General features: G+C 71.3%; 17 protein-coding genes. 7 read left to right on the top strand and 10 right to left on the bottom strand.

What is annotated here, in order from left to right; genetic code table 11:
* Positions 1-40: 40 nt before the first annotated feature.
* Together ACFSC0_RS03340 and ACFSC0_RS03335 are read right to left on the bottom strand one after the other, a co-directional pair.
* Entirely contained in the window at positions 41-1,120 is a 1,080-nt protein-coding gene (locus tag ACFSC0_RS03340; RefSeq protein WP_377280527.1) for a flavodoxin family protein, read from the bottom strand.
* A gap of 212 nt (positions 1,121-1,332) precedes the next feature.
* On the bottom strand, positions 1,333-1,989 hold the full coding sequence (locus tag ACFSC0_RS03335; protein WP_377280528.1) for a J domain-containing protein: 657 nt from the start codon (positions 1,987-1,989) through the stop codon (positions 1,333-1,335).
* 52 nt (positions 1,990-2,041) lie between these two features.
* Here ACFSC0_RS03335 and ACFSC0_RS03330 point away from each other — a divergent pair, with 52 nt between their 5' ends.
* The 4 genes from ACFSC0_RS03330 (at position 2,042) to ACFSC0_RS03315 (ending at position 6,105) form a co-directional block, all read left to right on the top strand.
* Positions 2,042-2,314: a BolA family protein gene (locus tag ACFSC0_RS03330; RefSeq protein ID WP_377280529.1), complete on the top strand. Its 273-nt coding sequence runs from the start codon at positions 2,042-2,044 to the stop codon at positions 2,312-2,314.
* Positions 2,315-2,399: 85 nt separating this feature from the next.
* Positions 2,400-2,906 carry a 2Fe-2S iron-sulfur cluster-binding protein gene (locus ACFSC0_RS03325; protein WP_377280530.1) on the top strand — a complete coding sequence of 169 codons (507 nt, stop codon included), beginning with the start codon at positions 2,400-2,402 and terminating at the stop codon, positions 2,904-2,906.
* Entirely contained in the window at positions 2,903-3,853 is a 951-nt protein-coding gene (locus tag ACFSC0_RS03320; RefSeq protein ID WP_377280531.1) for an FAD binding domain-containing protein, read from the top strand. The genes ACFSC0_RS03325 and ACFSC0_RS03320 overlap by 4 nt, the downstream gene beginning before the upstream one ends.
* Positions 3,850-6,105: a molybdopterin cofactor-binding domain-containing protein gene (locus tag ACFSC0_RS03315; protein WP_377280532.1), complete on the top strand. Its 2,256-nt coding sequence runs from the start codon at positions 3,850-3,852 to the stop codon at positions 6,103-6,105. Before ACFSC0_RS03320 ends, ACFSC0_RS03315 begins: the two co-directional genes overlap by 4 nt.
* Positions 6,106-6,195: 90 nt before the next feature.
* Here ACFSC0_RS03315 and ACFSC0_RS03310 read toward each other — a convergent pair whose 3' ends face one another.
* The 4 genes from ACFSC0_RS03310 to ACFSC0_RS03295 form a co-directional block, all read right to left on the bottom strand.
* Positions 6,196-6,579 (bottom strand): response regulator, encoded by a 384-nt coding sequence (locus ACFSC0_RS03310; protein WP_377280533.1) that lies wholly within the window; start codon positions 6,577-6,579, stop codon positions 6,196-6,198.
* 149 nt (positions 6,580-6,728) lie between these two features.
* A complete protein-coding gene (locus ACFSC0_RS03305; RefSeq protein WP_377280534.1) occupies positions 6,729-8,012 on the bottom strand; it encodes an HlyC/CorC family transporter in 1,284 nt (427 codons plus the stop codon).
* An 8-nt stretch (positions 8,013-8,020) separates the two neighbouring features.
* Positions 8,021-9,133 carry a 3-dehydroquinate synthase gene (gene aroB / locus ACFSC0_RS03300; RefSeq protein WP_377280535.1) on the bottom strand — a complete coding sequence of 371 codons (1,113 nt, stop codon included), beginning with the start codon at positions 9,131-9,133 and terminating at the stop codon, positions 8,021-8,023.
* A complete protein-coding gene (locus ACFSC0_RS03295) occupies positions 9,130-9,678 on the bottom strand; it encodes a shikimate kinase (protein WP_377280536.1) in 549 nt (182 codons plus the stop codon). The genes aroB and ACFSC0_RS03295 overlap by 4 nt, the downstream gene beginning before the upstream one ends.
* A 102-nt stretch (positions 9,679-9,780) precedes the next feature.
* Here ACFSC0_RS03295 and ACFSC0_RS03290 point away from each other — a divergent pair, with 102 nt between their 5' ends.
* The gene (locus tag ACFSC0_RS03290) at positions 9,781-10,695 is read left to right on the top strand and encodes a site-specific tyrosine recombinase XerD (protein WP_377280537.1); all 915 of its coding nucleotides are present in this window, start codon (positions 9,781-9,783) and stop codon (positions 10,693-10,695) included.
* A 3-nt stretch (positions 10,696-10,698) separates the two neighbouring features.
* Positions 10,699-11,715 carry a mechanosensitive ion channel family protein gene (locus ACFSC0_RS03285; protein WP_377280538.1) on the top strand — a complete coding sequence of 339 codons (1,017 nt, stop codon included), beginning with the start codon at positions 10,699-10,701 and terminating at the stop codon, positions 11,713-11,715.
* Between the two features lie 198 nt (positions 11,716-11,913).
* Here ACFSC0_RS03285 and ACFSC0_RS03280 read toward each other — a convergent pair whose 3' ends face one another.
* Positions 11,914-12,702, bottom strand: a complete 789-nt coding sequence (locus tag ACFSC0_RS03280; RefSeq protein WP_377280539.1) for a glycine zipper 2TM domain-containing protein — start codon at positions 12,700-12,702, stop codon at positions 11,914-11,916.
* Positions 12,703-12,929: 227 nt separating this feature from the next.
* The gene (locus tag ACFSC0_RS03275) at positions 12,930-13,616 is read right to left on the bottom strand and encodes a DUF6766 family protein (RefSeq protein ID WP_377355067.1); all 687 of its coding nucleotides are present in this window, start codon (positions 13,614-13,616) and stop codon (positions 12,930-12,932) included.
* Between the two features lie 84 nt (positions 13,617-13,700).
* Here ACFSC0_RS03275 and ACFSC0_RS03270 point away from each other — a divergent pair, with 84 nt between their 5' ends.
* Entirely contained in the window at positions 13,701-14,657 is a 957-nt protein-coding gene (locus ACFSC0_RS03270; protein ID WP_377280541.1) for an acetyl-CoA carboxylase carboxyltransferase subunit alpha, read from the top strand.
* A gap of 150 nt (positions 14,658-14,807) precedes the next feature.
* Here the strand turns inward: ACFSC0_RS03270 and ACFSC0_RS03265 are convergent, their stop codons facing one another.
* Complete coding sequence (locus ACFSC0_RS03265) at positions 14,808-15,815, bottom strand: threonine aldolase family protein (RefSeq protein ID WP_377280542.1); 1,008 nt, start codon at positions 15,813-15,815, stop codon at positions 14,808-14,810.
* A complete protein-coding gene (locus ACFSC0_RS03260) occupies positions 15,812-16,963 on the bottom strand; it encodes an alpha/beta fold hydrolase (protein WP_377280543.1) in 1,152 nt (383 codons plus the stop codon). The genes ACFSC0_RS03265 and ACFSC0_RS03260 overlap by 4 nt, the downstream gene beginning before the upstream one ends.
* Positions 16,964-17,099: the final 136 nt, after the last annotated feature.

Below are 17,099 nucleotides of genomic sequence, written 5' to 3'. Positions count from 1 at the left end.
CACCCAACCCTCTCCCCGCGAGCGGGGAGAGGTCTTGAGCCTACTTCTCCCGCGGCGCCCTCAGGTTCCGGCCGGCCGTGATCTGCCGGCCCTGGCGCTCGGCCTGCACCCCCTCCAGCAGCGTCCGGGCGGCGTTGCGGACCTCCTCCTGCAGGGCGGCCTCGCGGTCCAGCTCGTCGTGGCTGGTGGCGTAGGGCTTCCAGTAGCCGATGTAGCGGTCCAGCTCGGCGCTCGGGCCGGCCGGGCACAGGTGCATGAAGCACAGCCAGTCGGAGATCGAGCGGCGCACGTTCTCCACCCCCTCCACGTCGCCATGCACCACCACCGCGAACAGCCGCCCGGCCAGGTGGCGGGGATAGTCCCAGCCGGCCAGCTCGATCTCCTTGGCCTTCTTCGCGTCCTTGCCGTGGGTGCGGGTCGGGTCGGGGTTGCCGCCGTCGGCGCAGACCAGCCGGTCCATCATCAGCTTCAGGGGCGAGGACACCTGGTACCAGTTCACCGGCGTCACGATCATGATCCCGTGGGCCCTGACCCACATGGGATAGATCTCGTTCATCCAGTCGTGGACCTGGCCCAGCGAGTAGTTGGGATAGCAGGAGCAGGGCCAGTGGCAGAGGGCCGGCGAGGTGGAGAAGCAGGCCTTGCAGGGGTGGATCTCGCGCCCGTACTCCGAGGCCAGGCGGCTTAGGTCCAGCACCTCGACGGCGGTGTTCGGGGCGGCCTCGAACACCTGGCGGCCGAGCTCCATCAGCCGCCACGACTTGCTCATCTCGCCGGGACAGGTGTGCTCGCTGCGCGAGGAGCAGTTGATCAGCAGGAAGCGGTCCGGGCCGGCCGGGTCGTCGTGCAGCGCCTGCGCCGCCTGGATCGCCGCCCGCGCCTCCAGCCAGTCGAGCGCCAGGTCGTAGTCGGGATCGGCGAACTGCGGGCCGGCCTTGCGGGTGCGCGGCGACTTGCGCGAGTGCTCGTAGGCGTCCCAGGCGGCCTCGAACACCTTCTCGAGCTCGGCGGAGACGGCCTCGAAGGCGGGGTCGGCGAAGGCCTTCAGGTAGCGCTGGCGGAACTCGGACTTGGTGAGCCTGGGGCTCGGCATCCCCTTGCGGGGCTCGGGTGCGGTCACGGCGCGGCCCTCCTGGGCTGGCGAACGTGACGGCGAAGGCGCCGGTTCCGCCTTCAGACCTCTCCCCCCGCAAAGCGGGGGGGGGAGGGGGTAGGGTGAGGGGGGACCCGCCGCCCGCGCTGTTGTCCGTCGCTTCGCGCCGGGCGCGGCTTCGCCGCGCGCCCTCACCCAACCCTCTCCCGCAAGCGGGAGAGGTCTAGCTGTCGAGCGGCTCAGACCATCCCCGCCTTGCGCAGCGACTGGTAGGCCTTGATCACCCGCTGGAGCTTGTGCTCGCTCGAGCGGTCGCCGCCGTTGGAGTCGGGGTGGAAGCGCTTGACCAGCTCGGTGTAGCGGGCGCGGATCTGGGAGCCTTCGGCCGCGTCGTCGAGGTCGAGTTCGGCCAGCGCGTTGCGCTCGATCTTGCCCAGCCGGCGGGCCGCCTCGGCCTTCGCCTGAGCCTGGGGGCCGCCGCCGCCGAACAGGTTGAACGGGTCGCGGTAGCCGCCGGCGTTGCGCGTGCCGAACTTGGCCGAGAAGCTCGCCGCCTCGCGGGAGAAGCGGCCGGCTTTCATCTCCCAGGTGGGCCGCCCGCCGGTCTTCAACTCGTCGGTGACGCGGCGCTCGCGCTCCTCGTCCGTCATGCCGGCGAAGAAGTTCCAGTTGCGGTTGTACTCGGCCGCGTGCGGCTGGCAGAACCAGTAGTGGTCGTTCAGCATCTCCGGCGACTTCGGCGCGCGGGCCGTCGCCGCCAGCCGGCAGCCCGGGTGGTCGCAGGCCCTCTCGCCGGGCTTCAGCTGGACGACATCCTCCTTCGCCGCCTCCTCCGGCTTGGGAGGGCGCACGCGGATGTCGACGAACTTGGGCTTGTATTGAAACGCGCCGGGCATCGCCTGAGTATGAGGCCGAGATAGTCCCTTTCAAGAATTGAAGATGAGCCGAATGGGCGCCATATTCGAAGCCATCCACAACAAGCTGACCGCCGCGTTCGAGCCCTCCCGGCTCGAGATCGAAGACGAGTCCGCGCGCCATGCCGGCCACGCCGGAAGCCGCCCCGGCGGCGAGAGCCATTTCAACGTGCTGATCGAGTCCGCCGCCTTCGCCGGCAAGCCCAAGGTCGCGCGCCAGCGGCTGGTCTACCAGGCCCTCTCCGAGGAGCTGAAGGGCCCGATCCACGCCCTCTCCGTGAAGGCTCTGGCGCCCGGCGAGGGCTGAGGGCTAGGCTGGGGTTCGACGAACCGCGAGCCGCTGGATCAAGGCGGCCGCAAATCCCGACATGAGGCAGGAGGGGAGGGGGCCGATGCAGGCGACCATCACCGTCAACGGCGAGCCGCGCACGCTCGACGTCGACCCACGGACCACGCTGCTCGATCTGCTGCGCGAGCGGCTGGGCCTGACCGGCTCCAAGAAGGGTTGCGACCACGGCCAGTGCGGCGCCTGCACCGTCCTGGTGAACGGAGTGCGGATCAATTCCTGCCTGTCGCTGGCCGTCATGCACGACGGCGACGAGGTGACCACCATCGAGGGGCTGGGCGCGCCGGATCGGCTGCACCCCCTGCAGAAGGCCTTCCTCGAGCACGACGCCTTCCAGTGCGGCTACTGCACGCCGGGCCAGATCTGCTCGGCCGCGGGCCTGCTGAAGGAGCTGGAGGCCGGCTGGCCGAGCCAGGAGACGGCGGACCTCGCCGCCAAGCTGGTGGTCACCGACGATGAGCTGCGCGAGCGGATGAGCGGCAACATCTGCCGCTGCTCGGCCTATCCGCAGATCATCGCGGCCATCAAGGACGTGCTGGGAGAGGTCGCATGAGGCCGTTCACCTACGAGCGGGCGAGCGACGTCGCCGGCGCGGTGCAGAGCGCCGCGGCGACGCCGGGCGCGAAGTTCATCGCCGGCGGCACCAACCTGCTGGACCTGATGAAGCTGCACATCGAGGCGCCGGCCCACCTGATCGACGTCGGCCGGCTGCCGCTGGCGCAGATCGAGGAGACCCCGGACGGCGGCCTGCGCATCGGGGCCATGGCCACCAACAGCCAGGTGGCGGCCGACGAGCGGGTGCGGCGGCGCTATCCGGTGCTGGCCCAGGCCATCCTGGCGGGCGGCAGCCAGCAGCTGCGCAACAAGGCCAGCGTCGGCGGCAACCTGCTGCAGCGGACCCGCTGCGCCTACTTCTACGACACCACCAAGCCCTGCAACAAACGCGCGCCGGGCTCCGGCTGCGGGGCGCTGGAGGGGCTGAACCGCAACAGCGCCATTCTCGGCCAGAGCAACGCCTGCATCGCCACCCATCCCTCGGACATGGCCGTGGCGCTGGCGGCGCTGGACGCCTCGGTGGAGACCGCCCGGCCGGACGGCGGCCAGGGCGCGCTGTCGCTGGTCGACCTGCACCGCCTGCCCGGCGAGACGCCGCAGGTCGAGACCAACCTCCCCGCCGGCGAGCTGATCACCGCGGTGGTCCTGCCGCCGCCGCCGCAGGGCGGGCAGGTCTACCGCAAGGCGCGGGAGCGGGCCTCCTACGCCGCCGGCCTGGCCAGCGTCGCCGTCGCCGGCGGCCGGATCGCGCTCGGCGCCGTGGCCCACAAGCCCTGGCGCGCGGACAAGGCCGAGGCCGCGCTCGCCGCTGGGGCCGCGCCGGCCGAAGCCCTCGCCGCCGAGCTGGCCGGCGCCCGGGGCAACGGCCGCAACGACTTCAAGATCGCCCTGACCGCGCGCCTCGGCGCTGCGGCCATCGCCGAAGCTTCGGGGAAAGACGCATGAGCTCTGTCGCCGACTATTCGCTGCCCAATCCGGTCAGCGAGAACCGCTCCGGCCTAATCGGCAAGGCGGTGGACCGCTACGAGGGCCCGCTGAAGGTCACCGGCACGGCGCCCTACGCCTACGAGGTCACTCCGCCCAGCCCGCCGGCCTACGGCGTGATGGTGCCCGCAGCCATCGCCAAGGGCCGCGTGGCTTCCGTGGAGACGGCGCAGGCGGAGGCCTCGCCCGGCGTCCTCGCCGTCTGGAGCCATCTCAACGCGCCCCGGCAGGCCGAGCGCGGCGCCAAGGTCCATCCCCGCAGCACCGCCGCGGCCAAGCCGGTGTTCGACACCGACCGCGTCGCCTACTTCGGCCAGCCGGTCGCCTTCGTGCTCGCCGACACCCTGGAGAACGCCACCGCGGCCGCCGGACTGGTGAAGATCGCCTACGTGGAGGACGCGCCCGAAGTGGTCTTCCACGACGTGCTGGACGAAGCCGACCAGCCGCCCGGCGAGGAGGACGTCGAGATCGGCGACTTCCACCGCGGCTTCGCCGAGGCGCCCGTCCAGCTCGACCAGACCTGGACCACGCCGCTGCAGAACCATTGCCAGATGGAGCCCTGCGCCACGACCGCCTGGTGGGAGGGGCCGAGGCGCTGCGTCGTCCATACCTCGGTGCAGATGGTCAAGCCCGCCCAGCATGGCCTGGCCGAGACGCTGGGGCTCGACCGCGACGACGTCCACCTGATGACCCGCTACATCGGCGGCGGCTTCGGCGGGAAGGGCCAGACCTACGAGGACCTGATCCTGGCCGCGCTCGGCGCCCGCGAGCTCGGCCGGCCGGTGAAGGTGACCTTCACCCGCCAGCAGATGTTCCACGGCACCATCCATCGGCCGGCGACGGTGCAGCGGGTGCGGCTGGGCGCGACCAGGGACGGGCGGCTCACGGCCCTCTCGCTAATGACCACCACCCACTGCCAGCGGCACGGCGCCTTCACCGAGCACGCCTCCAACTTCTGCCGCAGCCTCTATGCGGCCCCGAACCGGCTGACCGGCCACCGGCTGGTGCACCTGGACCTGCCGCACGCCGGGCCGATGCGGGCGCCGGGCGAGGCCTCGGGCATGCTCTCCCTGGAGTGCGCCATGGACGAGCTGGCCGAGCAGCTGGGCCTGGACCCGGTCGAGCTGCGCATCCGCAACGAGCCGGAGGTCGATCCCGAGACCGGCAAGCCCTTCTCCCTGCGCCAGCTGGTCCGCTGCATGAAGGAAGGCGCCCAGATGTTCGGCTGGGACCGCCGCAACCCGCGCCCGCGCCAGACGCGCGAGGGCCGCTGGTGGGTGGGCATGGGGATGGCCGCGGCGATCCGCGGCAACTTCCTTCTGCCCGCCAAGGCCAGCTTCTCGGTGGACGCGGAGGGGGTGATCACCGTCCGCCAGGGCATGACCGACATCGGCACCGGCAGCTACACGGTGCTGGCCCAGATCGCCGCCGAGACCATGGGCGTGCCGCTGGGCCAGGTCCGGGTGGAGATCGGCGACTCCGAGCTGCCGCCGGCCCCGGGTTCGGGCGGCCAGTTCGGCGCCGCGACGGCCGGCTCGGCTGCGCTGGCCGCGGGCATGAACCTGCGCAAGGCGATCGCCGAGCTGGCGGTGGGCGATCCCGGCTCGCCCCTGCACGGCGGCGATCCGGCCCAGGTGCAGTTCCAGGACGGCGGCATCGCGCTGGGAAACCGCGCCGAGAGCCTCTCGGCCCTGATCGCCCGCGCCGCGCCCGAGGGGCTGACCGTCGAGGGCGACAGCCGCCCGGCCGCCGATGCGCGCAACTGGAGCCAGCACACCTACGGCGCCCACTTCTGCGAGGTGGCGGTGGATGCGGCGAGCGGCGAGGTGCGGGTGCGCCGCATGCTCGGCGTCTTCGCCGCCGGCCGGATCATCAACTGGAAGACGGCCCGCAGCCAGCTCACCGGCGGGATGATCTGGGGCGTCGGGTCGGCCCTCACTGAGGGCAACCTGCCCGACCCGCGCTACGGCTCGCTGATCAACCAGGACCTGGCCCAGTACCTGGTCCCCGTGCAGCTCGACATCGGCGACCTCGACGCCATCATGCTCGACGAGGTGGACGACAAGGCCAACCCGATGGGCATCAAGGGCGTCGGCGAGCTCGGCATCTCCGGCGCCGGCGCGGCCGTCGCCAACGCGATCTACAACGCCTGCGGCGTGCGCGTGCGGGACTATCCCATCACGCCGGACAAGCTGATCGCGGGCGGGCTTTAGGGATGGGTGACAGGCAGCGCTGCACGCAACCGGTCACCGATGCCCGCCGGTGACTGGTTGGGCGAAGCCCTACCTGTCACCCCTCTCGAACTAGCCCGCCTGCGCCGCGGCGCGGAGTTCGCCCAGCACGCGGGCGAGGTCGCCTTCGCGGAAGGGCTTCTGGAGGACCGGCGAGCCGCGGTCGACGTCGCGCAGGCCGGCGTCGCCGTAGCCGGTGGCGAAGGCGAAGGGGGCGCCCTTCTCGCGCAGCAGGTCGGCGAGCGGGAAGATCGGCTGGCCGCCCAGGTTGACGTCGAGCACCGCGCAGTCGAGCTCGGCCTCGTTGGCCAGGGCGATGGCCTCGTCGAGCCGGGAGGCCGGTCCGATCACCTCGCAGCCCAGGTCGCCCAGCATGTCCTCGATGAGCATGGAGACCATCATCTCGTCCTCGACGACGAGGACCCTCAGACCCTCGAGCTTGACTGCGTCGCTCATGCGATGGGCTCCGTTACGCTCACGCCACAACTCCAGCACACGGAGGGGCCGGCGACCAGCGCCAATGACGCGTTGTCATGAACTCCCCCACCCGCCCTGTCTCTATCCGAGGTTAACACCTTCACCGTGGAAAGGTTTCCGGGCCGCATTCAGCCCGCCTCGCCGCGCTCGATCGGCGGGGAGATCCGAAGGCCGGTGATCTGATTGCGCTCGCGCCGGACGACCTGGAAGCGATGGCCGTGGAAGATGAAGGTCTGGCCGACCTTGGGGATGGTCTGGGCCTCGTGGATGACCAGCCCGGCGACGGTGACGGCGTCCTCGTCGGGCAGGTCCCAGTCCATCGCGCGGTTGAGGTCGCGGATCGCCACCGCGCCGTCCACCGTCACCCAGCCGTCCGGCTGCGGCCGCACGCCGGCGACCGCCAGGTCGTGCTCGTCCTCGATCTCGCCGACGATCTCCTCGAGGATGTCCTCCAGGGTGATCAGGCCCTGCAGGGCCCCATACTCGTCGACCACCAGCGCGAAGTGGGTCTGGCGCTTGAGGAAGGCGTTGAGCTGGTCCTTCAGGTTCGTCGTCTCGGGGATGAACCAGGGCTCGCGCGCGATGGCCATGACGTCGATGGTGTCCATCCGCCCCTCGGCCCTGGCCAGCGCCTGCAGGAGGTCCTTGGCGTGCAGCACCCCGACGATGTTCTCCGGATCGTCGCGGTAGAGCGGAACGCGGGTGTGGGCGATCTCCAGCGCCTCGGTGACCAGCTCGCGGGCCGGCAGGGCGGCGTCGATCATGGCGATCTGCTTGCGGTGGACCATCACCTGGGTGACGTCCATCTCGGAGAGGTCGAGGACGCCGCCCAGCATCCGCCGGTCGCGCTCCTCCACCAGGCCCTCCGAGTGGTGGTACTCGACCGCCCCGCGGATCTCCTCGTGGGCGGCCAGGACGTCGGTCTCCATGGACAGGTTGATGCCGAACGGGCGCAGGGTCTGGCGGACCACCCATTGGGCCGCGCGCGCCAGCGGCCCCACCGCCTTCACCAGCCAGTAGGTCGGGATCGACAGGAACCGCGCCGCCGCGTCGGGCCGGGTGATGGCGAGCGTCTTGGGCAGGATCTCGGCGAAGACCACGATCAGCACCGTCATCACCGCCGTGGCGATCAGCGGGCCCATGTAGGAGCCCGGCGCGAAGATCGAGCTCAACACGCTGGTGGTCAGGGCCGAGGCGAAGATGTTGATCGCGTTGTTGGAGAGCAGGATCGCGCCGATCATGTTCTCCTGGTCGGAGATCAGCTTGTTGACCCGCCGTGCGGCCCGGTCGCCCTCCCGCTCCAGCTGGTGCATCCGTCCGCGCGAGGCGGCGGTCATCGCGGTTTCGGCGGCCGAGATCGTGGCGGACGCCATCAACAGCAGGAGAATCGGCAGCGCGAGCGCTGCGACCATGGCCGCAATCACGGCGAGGCTCCCTCCGAGAGCAGGAAGTCGCGCAAGGGCCCGGGGTCGACGTCCTTGGCGACGAAGGCCTCGCCCAGCCGGCGGGCGAGGATGAATGTCAGGCGCCCGCCCTCGGCCTTCTTGTCCTGGCCCATGTGGGCGATCAGGCGGTCGGCGGGGAAGGGCTCGGGCCGCACGTCGGAGAGGCGGGTCGGCAGGCTGGCGGCGGCGATGGCCCGGCTGGCGCGCTCGGCGTCCTGGGCGGGGCAGAGGCCGAGGCGGGCCGAGAAGCGGAAGGCCAGCGCCATGCCGGCGCCGACGGCCTCGCCGTGCAGCAGCGCCTCGCCGTAGCCGGTCTCGGCCTCCAGGGCGTGGCCGAAGGTGTGGCCGAGGTTGAGCAGGGCCCGGCGGCCGGCCTCCTTCTCGTCCTCGGCGACGATCTCGGCCTTCATCTCGACGGAACGCGCCACTGCGGCGGCCAGCGCCTCCGGCTCGCGGGCCAGCACTTCGCCGCCCCGCGCCTCAAGTTGCTCGAAGAAGGCGAAGTCGCCCAGCAGGCCGTACTTGATGACCTCCGCATAGCCGGCCCGCATCTCCCGGTCGGCCAGGGTGTCGAGCACCGAAAGGTCGGCCAGCACCAGCCGGGGCTGATGGAAGGCGCCGATCAGGTTCTTGCCCTGGGGGGTGTCGATGGCGGTCTTGCCGCCCACCGAGGAGTCCACCTGGGCCAGCAGGGTCGTGGGGACCTGCACGAAGTCGATGCCGCGCTTGTAGATCGCCGCGGCGAACCCGGCGAGGTCGCCGACCACGCCGCCGCCGAAGGCGACGATGAGGTCGCCGCGGTCCAGCTCCAGCGCCAGGAGCCGGTCGGACACGTCGGCCAGGCCCGCCCAGCTCTTGGTCTGCTCGCCGGGCGGGATCACCACCGGCAGGGCGGCGAGCCCCGCCCGTTCGAGGGCGCCGGCGAGCCGCTCGCCGTGCAGCCGCCACACCGTCTCGTCGCTGACCACGGCCGCCCGTCTGCGGGTGACGAACGGGGCGATGCGCGCGCCGGCCTCGTCCAGCAGTCCGCGGCCGATCACCACCTCGTAGGCGCGCGCGCCCAGCCCGACCTTGACCGACCGGCTCATCGGGCCGCGCCGTCCAGGTGGGCCTGCAGGGCGTTCAGCACCTGCTCGACCGTGACGTGGTGGGCCGAGTCGGTGGTCTCCACGGCGATGTCGGCCTCGGCGTAGGCGGGATAGCGGACCTGCGCCTGCTCCCTCAGCACGGTCATCGGGTCCCGGCCGTGCAGCAGCGGCCGGTTGTCCTTGCGGGCCAGTCGCCGGGCCAGGACCTCCAGGTCGGCCTTCAGCCAGACGGTGATGGACTTGGCCTTGAGCAGCGCGCGGGTCTGCGGGTTCATGAAGGCGCCGCCGCCGGTGGCCAGCACGTGCGGCGGCTCGTCCAGCAGGCGTGCGATCACCCGCCGCTCGCCCTCGCGGAACGTCTCCTCGCCCAGGTCGGCGAAGATGTCGGCGATCGAGCGGCCGGCGGCCTGCTCCACTTCGGTGTCGGCGTCACGGAACGGGAGGTCGAGGGCGCTGGCCAGCCGGCGCCCGACGCTCGACTTGCCCACGCCCATCAGCCCAACCAGGGCGATCGTGCGGGCGCGGAGGGGGGCGAACTTGTCCATTGGAGTGGACGACGCTTACACGAGCGTGCGCCGCTGCGCCAACTCTCGGGCGCGGGCCGCTTGGGTTAGGCTCGGGCCCATGACCCAACGGGCGATTCGCCGGTGAGCTCGGGCGCGGCCTGGGCCGAGGCCTTCCTGGAGATGATGGCGGTGGAGCGGGCCGCCGCCCGCAACACGCTCACCGCCTATTCCAAGGACCTGGCCGACGCCTCCGGCTTCCTGGCCGGCCGGGGCCGCGATCTCGCCGACGCCTCGGCCGAGGACGTGGAGGCCTATTTCTCCAGCCTGGCCGCGCGGGGGCTCTCCGCCGCGACGGCCGCCCGCCGGCGGGCCGCGGTGCGCCAGTTCTACCGCTTCGTGCTTGGCGAGGGCTGGCGCAAGGACGACCCCTCCCGGCGGGTCGACGCGCCCAAGAAGGGCCGCCCGCTGCCGAAGGTCCTGGACCGCGACGAGGTCGGCCGGATCATCGGCGCGGCGGCGGCCCGGGACGGCGCGCAGGGCCTTCGGCTGGCCTGCATGGTGGAGCTTCTCTACGCCTCCGGACTGCGCATCTCGGAGCTGGTCGGCCTGCCCTTGGCCGCGCTCGCCCGCGACCCGGCCTACCTGATCGTCAAGGGCAAGGGCGGCAAGGAGCGGCTGGCGCCGCTCAACGCCGCCGCCCGCGAGGCCGTGAAGGCCTACCTGGCGGTGCGCAAGACCTTCCTGCCCAAGGGCGATGCGGCCAACCCCTGGCTCTTCCCCTCGCGCGGCAAGGGCGGGCGGCTGACGGCCCGCCGGTTCGCCCAGATGCTCGACGAGGCGGCCCTGGCCGCGGGGGTGGATCCGGCCAAGGTCAGCCCGCACGTGCTGCGCCACGCCTTCGCCACCCATCTGCTGGAGGGCGGCGCCGACCTGCGGGTCGTGCAGACCCTGCTGGGCCACGCCGACATCGCCACAACTCAGATCTATACTCACGTCGCCGGCGACCGGCTGCGCGAGGTCGTCGAAACCAAACATCCACTGGGCCGTAGACGCTGAGCCGTGCCTGAGACCCTGAACGACCTGGACGGCCTGGTGCTGTTCGCGATCGGCCGCACGCCCGTGACCCTGGGCGGGGTGGTTGTCGGCCTGCTGATCATCGTCGGCGGCTTCGTCGCGGCGAAGCTGGCCACGCTGGCGCTCGAGCGGGTGCGCGGCCGCAGCCGCCACGGCAAGGCGGCGCTCTACATCGTCGAGAAGCTGATCGCCTACGGCCTGATCATCGTGGCCATCGTGGCCGGCCTCTCCACCGTCGGCCTCAATCTCTCGTCCCTGGCGGTGTTCGCCGGCGCCATCGGCGTCGGCGTGGGCCTCGGCCTGCAGGGTATCGTCAAGGAGTTCGTCTCCGGCCTGGTGCTGATCTTCGACCGGGTGATGAACGTCGGCGACTATGTGGAGCTGGAAGACGGCAAGCGCGGCCTCGTCCAGGAGATCGGGCCTCGGGCGGTGCGGGTGCGCACCAACGACAACGTCGACATCCTGGTCCCGAACTCCAAGTTCATCGAGGGTCCGGTGGTCAACTGGACCCTGCACGGGCAGGGCCGGCGGATCCACGTCCCGTTCAGCGTCGCCTACGGCTCGGACCGGGAGAAGGTGCGCGAGGTGGTGCTGGCGGCGGCCCGCTCGGTCCCCTTCACCCTGCCCGACGACGACATCCGCAAGAGCCAGGTCTGGCTGGTCGGCTTCGGTGAAAGCGGCCTCAACTTCGAGCTGCTGGTCTGGCCGCAACTCGATGCGGTCAAGCGGCCGGCCGCCATGCACGCCGCCTACACCTGGGCGATCGCCGAAGCGCTGGAATGCGCCGGCGTCGAGGTGCCCTTCGCGCAGATGGACATCCGTTTCCGCAGCCTGTTCGGCCAGGAGGGCGAGGACGCGCTCAAGGCCCTGCGCCTCGACCGCAGCGATCTCCACCACGAGGCGCCCCACGCCCCCGCCCCGCCGAGCACCAACGACGCCGCCGACGATCTGACCCGTCCCCTGCCGACGCCGGAGCCGCCGGAGCGCGCGGCCGAGCGGTGACGAAGTCCTCCCCCGCAGGAGGGGAGGGGAACCGCCGAAGGCGAGGGTGGGGGCACACGGCGCGTTGGCACTCACCGCTTGCGAACCCCCTCGGTCCCTTCGGGGCAGTTCCCCCCGCGGGGAAGCATACTGGAACGAGAAAGGCCGCCCGCTCGGGAGCGGGCGGCCTTCCACCTCACGGGCTGTCGGCGCTAGCCGCTAGCCCCAGTAACGGAAGCGGCCGTAGTCATCGACGAAACGGTAGCGGCCGGTCTCGTCCGGGCAGACGCGGACGTAGCGGAACTCCTCTTCGCGGCCGTCGCGGTCGAAGTCGACCGGCGCGGGGGCGAGGCGGCACCGCATGCGGTTGTAGTAGCTGTAGTCGTAGCGGCCGCTGCGCCGCCAGTTGGCCGGCTCGCGGTAGGGGATGGTCTCGTTGTAGCTGTAGTAGTAGCCGCGGTCGTCGCAGCGGGCGGTGGACTTGCCGACGCCCAGGCCCACGCCGCCGCCGACGATGGCGCCCAGCACCGCGCCTTCGGTGCGGGCGTTGCGGGCGGCGATGTTCGAGCCCAGCACGGCCCCGGCGATGGCGCCGATCAGCGCGCCGGCGGTGGCCTGACGGTCCTCGCGGCGGCGGCAGTCGACGTCCACCGGCGCGCCGTAGGCGGTGTTGCGGCCGTAGTAGCCGGCGCTCGGGGCGACCGCGTAGGTGTCGTACCAGTTGCGCTCGTCCCACACCGGGGCGGGGCCGTAGCGGCGGGCGTAGGCGCCGTAGCCCCAGCGGGCGTCATAGGCGGCGCGGGCGCGTTCATATTCGTCCCGGCGGCGGTCGTACTCGCGGCGGGCCTGCTCATAGCTCGCCCGGCGGGCCTGATAGTCCGCCTGTTCCTCGCGGTATTCCCGCATGTCCTCTCGGTACTGCTGCGGGTAGTACTGGGCGTAGGCGGCCGGCGCGGCGGTGGTAAGCGCCACGGCGGCGGCCATGCCGATCTTCAAGGGGGTGCTCATAACAAAGGGCTCCGTTGTCTCCTCGGGTCGCGCAACGCTCTGTGGATTGGGCGCGCCGCGCGAAAGACGCTCCGGCCCGCATGTCCGACCCCCCGAACGACATGGGCTCGGCTCGACCTCGGGCTAACAAACGAAAACTTCCTGGCGGGGTTGCACCCCCGTCCGAAGCGGGCGCCGCCGAGGCGTTGAATCTCTTCACATCTTTGTGTGGGCGCGCCGACGCACGCTCAGTGCGAGCCGGTCTGGGAATGCGGCGCCGACACCGGCTTGCTCTCGGGCGATCCGCGCTCCCGCAGCCAGATCGCCAGCACCACCAGCATCGCGGTGGAGAGGAACTCGCTCTGCCAGTTCTGGAAGGACTCGAACCAGAACTGCGGCGCGGTCAGGTGCTCGATCAGCGTCGGCGGCGGGTCGCCGTGCTCCGCCGCTTCCTGGGCCCGCCGCCGGGCGCTGTTGACCCAGTGGAGCAGGAACGAGGCGATGAACAGCGCCATGAGCGTCAGGCTGAGCGAGTGGGCGTAGAGCCTGGCGATAAGGCCGCCTTTCCGCACCGGGCCGGGCGCATCGGGCTTGTCGCTGTCGAGCGCGGGGTCGCGATCCTGCGGCGAGGGGCTGTCCGGGTCCTTTGATTCGGGCGAGCCGCGCTGGAAGAGGTAGGCCGTCAGTGTCACGTAGGCCCACATCTGCAGGAACTCGCTCTCCCAGTTCTCGAAAAGCGCCGAGAGGAATTCGCCGCTGGTCAAGAAACCCAACAGGGTCAGCGGGGCCTGATCGTGTTCGGCCAGGGTCTGGTTCTCTTGCGCCCAGCCCGCGAAGACCTGTCCGGTCAGGCTCGCTGCAAACAGAAGCAACAAAGCGATCGTCAGGCTGTTGTCTCTGATCCAGTTCTTCATGTGAGTAGAAGCTGCGGCCACGGCGCAGGTTCCCGACACTTGTGAGGGCGCAGCTTCCCTTCTAGTTTCCGACCCTTCCGCGAACGGCAGGAAGCGAAACCCCGGATGCCCCCTCACTACCTCGAATTCGAGCGGCCGATCGCCGACCTCGAAGCCAAGATCGAGGAGCTCCAGAAGGTATCCGAATCCGCCAATCCCGGCGCCCTGGACGCCGAGATCGAGGCGCTGCGCGCCCGCGCGACCGAACTGCGCAAGCAGGCCTATTCCAAGCTGGACGCCTGGCAGAAGACCCAGGTCGCCCGGCATCCGAACCGGCCGCACTTCACCGACTACGTAGCCGAGCTGATCGAGGACTTCGTCGAACTGCGCGGCGACCGCACCTTCGCCGACGACCAGGCGCTGATGGGCGGCCTCGGCCGCTTCCGCGGCCGGCCGGTGGTGGTGCTCGGCCAGGAGAAGGGCCGCGACACCGTCTCACGGGTGAAGCACAACTTCGGCATGTCCCGGCCCGAGGGCTACCGCAAGGCCATCCGGCTGATGGACATGGCCGAGCGGTTCAACCTGCCGGTCATCTCGCTGGTCGACACGCAGGGCGCCTATCCGGGCGTGGGCGCCGAGGAGCGCGGCGTGGCCGAGGCGATCGCCCGCTCGACCGAGCGGTGCCTGTCGCTGAAGACGCCGCTGGTGGCGGTGATCACCGGGGAAGGCGCCTCGGGCGGGGCCATCGCCATCGCCGCCGGCTCGAGCGTGCTGATCCTCGAACACTCGATCTACATGGTGATCTCGCCGGAAGGGGCGAACGCCATCCTCTGGCGCGGCGCCCGCACCGCCGAAGAGGCCGCCAAGGCGATGAAGATCACCGCCCAGGACCTCCTGAAGCTCAAGGTCGTGGACAAGATCATCCCCGAGCCCCCCGGCGGCGCTCACTCGGACCCGACCGCCACCATCCGCGCCGTCGGCGACGCCATCGAGGCCGAGCTGCTCAAGCTGGACGGGCTCTCGGCCGAGGAGATCCTCAAGCGCCGGGCCGAGCGGTTCTACGCGATCGGGCGGCTGTCCTGAGCCTGAATCCTCCCCCGCAGGGGGAGGGGGACCGCGAAGCGGTGGAGGGGGTTCAAGCCCTCCGAAGCCGGGGTGTTCGCTCTTAACCGACTCAGCGCCTGCGAACCCCCTCAGTCGCTTCGCGACAGCTCCCCCAGAGGGGGAGCATCTTCAGGCCACGGCCCTCAGCGTCTCGGCCAGCTCGTCCACGGCCTCGGGCGTCGTCGCCCAGCTGCACATGAAGCGCACGCTCCCGTCGAGGAAGCGGTAGACGAACCAGCCGGCGGCGTGCAGGCGGGCCAGCGTTTCCTCGTCCATGTCCACGAACACGGCGTTGGCCTCCACCGGGTGGCGCACCGGGAAAGGGGTCGCCTCGGCGAGGCGCCTGGCCATCGCATTGGCGTGCGCCGCGTGGCGCAGGATGGCGCCGTCCTCCAGCAGGCCGATGAAGGGCGCGGCGTAGAAGCGGGCCTTGGACGGCAGCTGGCCGGCCTGCTTGAGGCGGGCGTCGAAGCGGTCCCGCAGCCTGGGATCGAAGATGACGATGGCCTCGGACGGCGTGGCGCCCGCCTTGGTCCCGCCGAACACGGCGATGTCGCAGACGTCCTTCAGGCGCCTGGGGTCGAAGCCGGCGGCGACGGCGTTGGCCAGGCGCGCGCCGTCGAGATGGATCGGCAGGCCGCTGGCGCGCACCGGCGCGGCCAATGCGGCCAGCTCCTCGGCGGAATAGACGGTGCCGTACTCGGTCGCATTGGTCACCGACAGGGCCGCGGCGGCCTGGCGGTGGGCGAAGGGCGGTTGCGACAGCGGCCCGGCCAGGGCCTCCGGCGTCAGCTTGCCGGATGCGCCGGGCAGGGCGATCAGCCCGACGCCGTGGCCGAAGAGGCCCGGCGCGCCGGTCTCGTCGGTGCAGATGTGGGCGTGCTCGTGGGCCATGACCGCGTCGAACGAGCGGCAGATGGCCGAAAGGGCGATGGCGTTGGCCGCCGTGCCGGAGGCGACGAACCGCACCTCGGCGTCGGCGTCGAGGAAGCTTCGCACCAGGTCGGCCGCCCGCGCGCTGACCGGGTCGGCGCCGTAGGCGGGGGCGAAGCCGTCGTTGAAGCGGGTCAGGGCGGCGAGGGCTTCGGGCGCGGCGGGGGCGACATTGTCGGAGGCGAAGTCGTAGCGGCCGCTCATCCGATCTCCCGCGCCCAGGCGCGCACCTCGCCCACGAACAGCTCGGGCTCTTCCATGGCCGCGAAATGCCCGCCGCGGGCCATGTCTGTCCAGCGGACGATGTTGTAGGCCCGCTCGGCGAAGCTGCGCGGCGGGGCGGTGTAGAGCGGCTCGCCGGGGAAGTTGGCGAAGGCGGTGGGCGTCTCCACCCGCTCGCCCGGCTCGAACGCCATCCGGCCCTCCTCGAGCAGGCCCCGGTAGTACCAGGCGCCCGTCGTGAAGCTGCCGGTCATCACGTAGATCATGACGTTGGTGAGCAGCCGCTCGCGGCCGAACGCGGCGTCCAGGTCGCGCCCCTCCATGTCGCTCCAGTCGTGGAAGCGTTCGAGGATCCAGGCGGCCTGGCCGACCGGATTGCCGGCGCCGAGCCAGGCCAGGGACTGCGGCTTCGAAGACTGCAGGCGGAAGTAGGCGCCCAGCATCTCCATCATCGCCCCCTGCCGCTGCGCCCAGGCGACCTCGTCGGGCGACTGCGGCCCGCCGTGCGGACGAAAGCCCAGCATGTTGAGGTGAATGGCGCGGACCGAGCCGGCGTGCTCGCGGCCCAGCCACGACGTCACCAACGCCCCCCAGTCGCCGCCCTGGGCCAGGTAGGACGGATAGCCCAGCACCTGCGTCATCAGGGCGTTGAACAGCCGCGCCGTCGTCCGCTGGCCGATCGGCCGCTTCGGCTTGGATGAAAAGCCGAAGCCGGGCAGGGACGGGATCACCAGGTCGAAGGCGTCGGCCGCATCGCCGCCGAACCGCGACGGGTAGGCCAGCGGCTCGATGGCCCGCCAGAACTCGTAGTGCGACCCCGGCCAGCCGTGGCTGAGCAGCAGCGGCCGCTTGCCGCCCGCCTCGCCGACGACGTGCAGGAAGTGGACGTCGTAGTCCTCGACCCGGGCGGTGAACTGCGGGAAGCGGTTGAGGTCGGCGATCGCCGCAGCCGGATCCCAGTCTTCGCTCCAGGTGCGGCAGAAGTCGCGCAGGTAGGCGCCGTCACAGCCGTACGCCCAGCCGTTCTCCACCTCCGGCGCAGGCGGCCAGGGATAGGCGCGCACCTGGTCCAGCACCCTGGCGACCTCGTCGGCGGACCAGTCGACGGTGAACGGCTTGGCTTGGGTCATCGGCGCCTCCCTTGAGGGCCGCAGATGGCCCGGCTGACGCCGCGGGCGTCAAGCGGTCCGGGCAGTAACACACCCCACCGCCATCCCGGCCGGAGCCCAGCGAAGAGCCGGGACCAGACTGCGCCGAAACTGGGTC

The sequence above is a fragment of the Phenylobacterium terrae genome (assembly GCF_042681205.1).
Taxonomy (GTDB): domain Bacteria; phylum Pseudomonadota; class Alphaproteobacteria; order Caulobacterales; family Caulobacteraceae; genus Phenylobacterium; species Phenylobacterium terrae.
Note: the sequence above shows the minus strand (reverse complement) of the source record. Positions and strands in the feature narration are given on the sequence as shown.

What these genes read in the sequence shown, in the direction of transcription:
- ACFSC0_RS03335 (WP_377280528.1), bottom strand. Translation starts at nt 1,989, where the DNA reads ATGCCCGGCGCGTTTCAATACAAGCCCAAGTTCGTCGACATCCGCGTG.
- ACFSC0_RS03330 (WP_377280529.1), top strand. Translation starts at nt 2,042, where the DNA reads ATGGGCGCCATATTCGAAGCCATCCACAACAAGCTGACCGCCGCGTTC.
- ACFSC0_RS03325 (WP_377280530.1), top strand. Translation starts at nt 2,400, where the DNA reads ATGCAGGCGACCATCACCGTCAACGGCGAGCCGCGCACGCTCGACGTC.
- ACFSC0_RS03320 (WP_377280531.1), top strand. Translation starts at nt 2,903, where the DNA reads ATGAGGCCGTTCACCTACGAGCGGGCGAGCGACGTCGCCGGCGCGGTG.
- ACFSC0_RS03315 (WP_377280532.1), top strand. Translation starts at nt 3,850, where the DNA reads ATGAGCTCTGTCGCCGACTATTCGCTGCCCAATCCGGTCAGCGAGAAC.
- ACFSC0_RS03310 (WP_377280533.1), bottom strand. Translation starts at nt 6,579, where the DNA reads ATGAGCGACGCAGTCAAGCTCGAGGGTCTGAGGGTCCTCGTCGTCGAG.
- ACFSC0_RS03305 (WP_377280534.1), bottom strand. Translation starts at nt 8,012, where the DNA reads ATGGTCGCAGCGCTCGCGCTGCCGATTCTCCTGCTGTTGATGGCGTCC.
- aroB (WP_377280535.1), bottom strand. Translation starts at nt 9,133, where the DNA reads ATGAGCCGGTCGGTCAAGGTCGGGCTGGGCGCGCGCGCCTACGAGGTG.
- ACFSC0_RS03295 (WP_377280536.1), bottom strand. Translation starts at nt 9,678, where the DNA reads ATGGACAAGTTCGCCCCCCTCCGCGCCCGCACGATCGCCCTGGTTGGG.
- ACFSC0_RS03280 (WP_377280539.1), bottom strand. Translation starts at nt 12,702, where the DNA reads ATGAGCACCCCCTTGAAGATCGGCATGGCCGCCGCCGTGGCGCTTACC.
- ACFSC0_RS03270 (WP_377280541.1), top strand. Translation starts at nt 13,701, where the DNA reads ATGCCCCCTCACTACCTCGAATTCGAGCGGCCGATCGCCGACCTCGAA.
- ACFSC0_RS03265 (WP_377280542.1), bottom strand. Translation starts at nt 15,815, where the DNA reads ATGAGCGGCCGCTACGACTTCGCCTCCGACAATGTCGCCCCCGCCGCG.
- ACFSC0_RS03260 (WP_377280543.1), bottom strand. Translation starts at nt 16,963, where the DNA reads ATGACCCAAGCCAAGCCGTTCACCGTCGACTGGTCCGCCGACGAGGTC.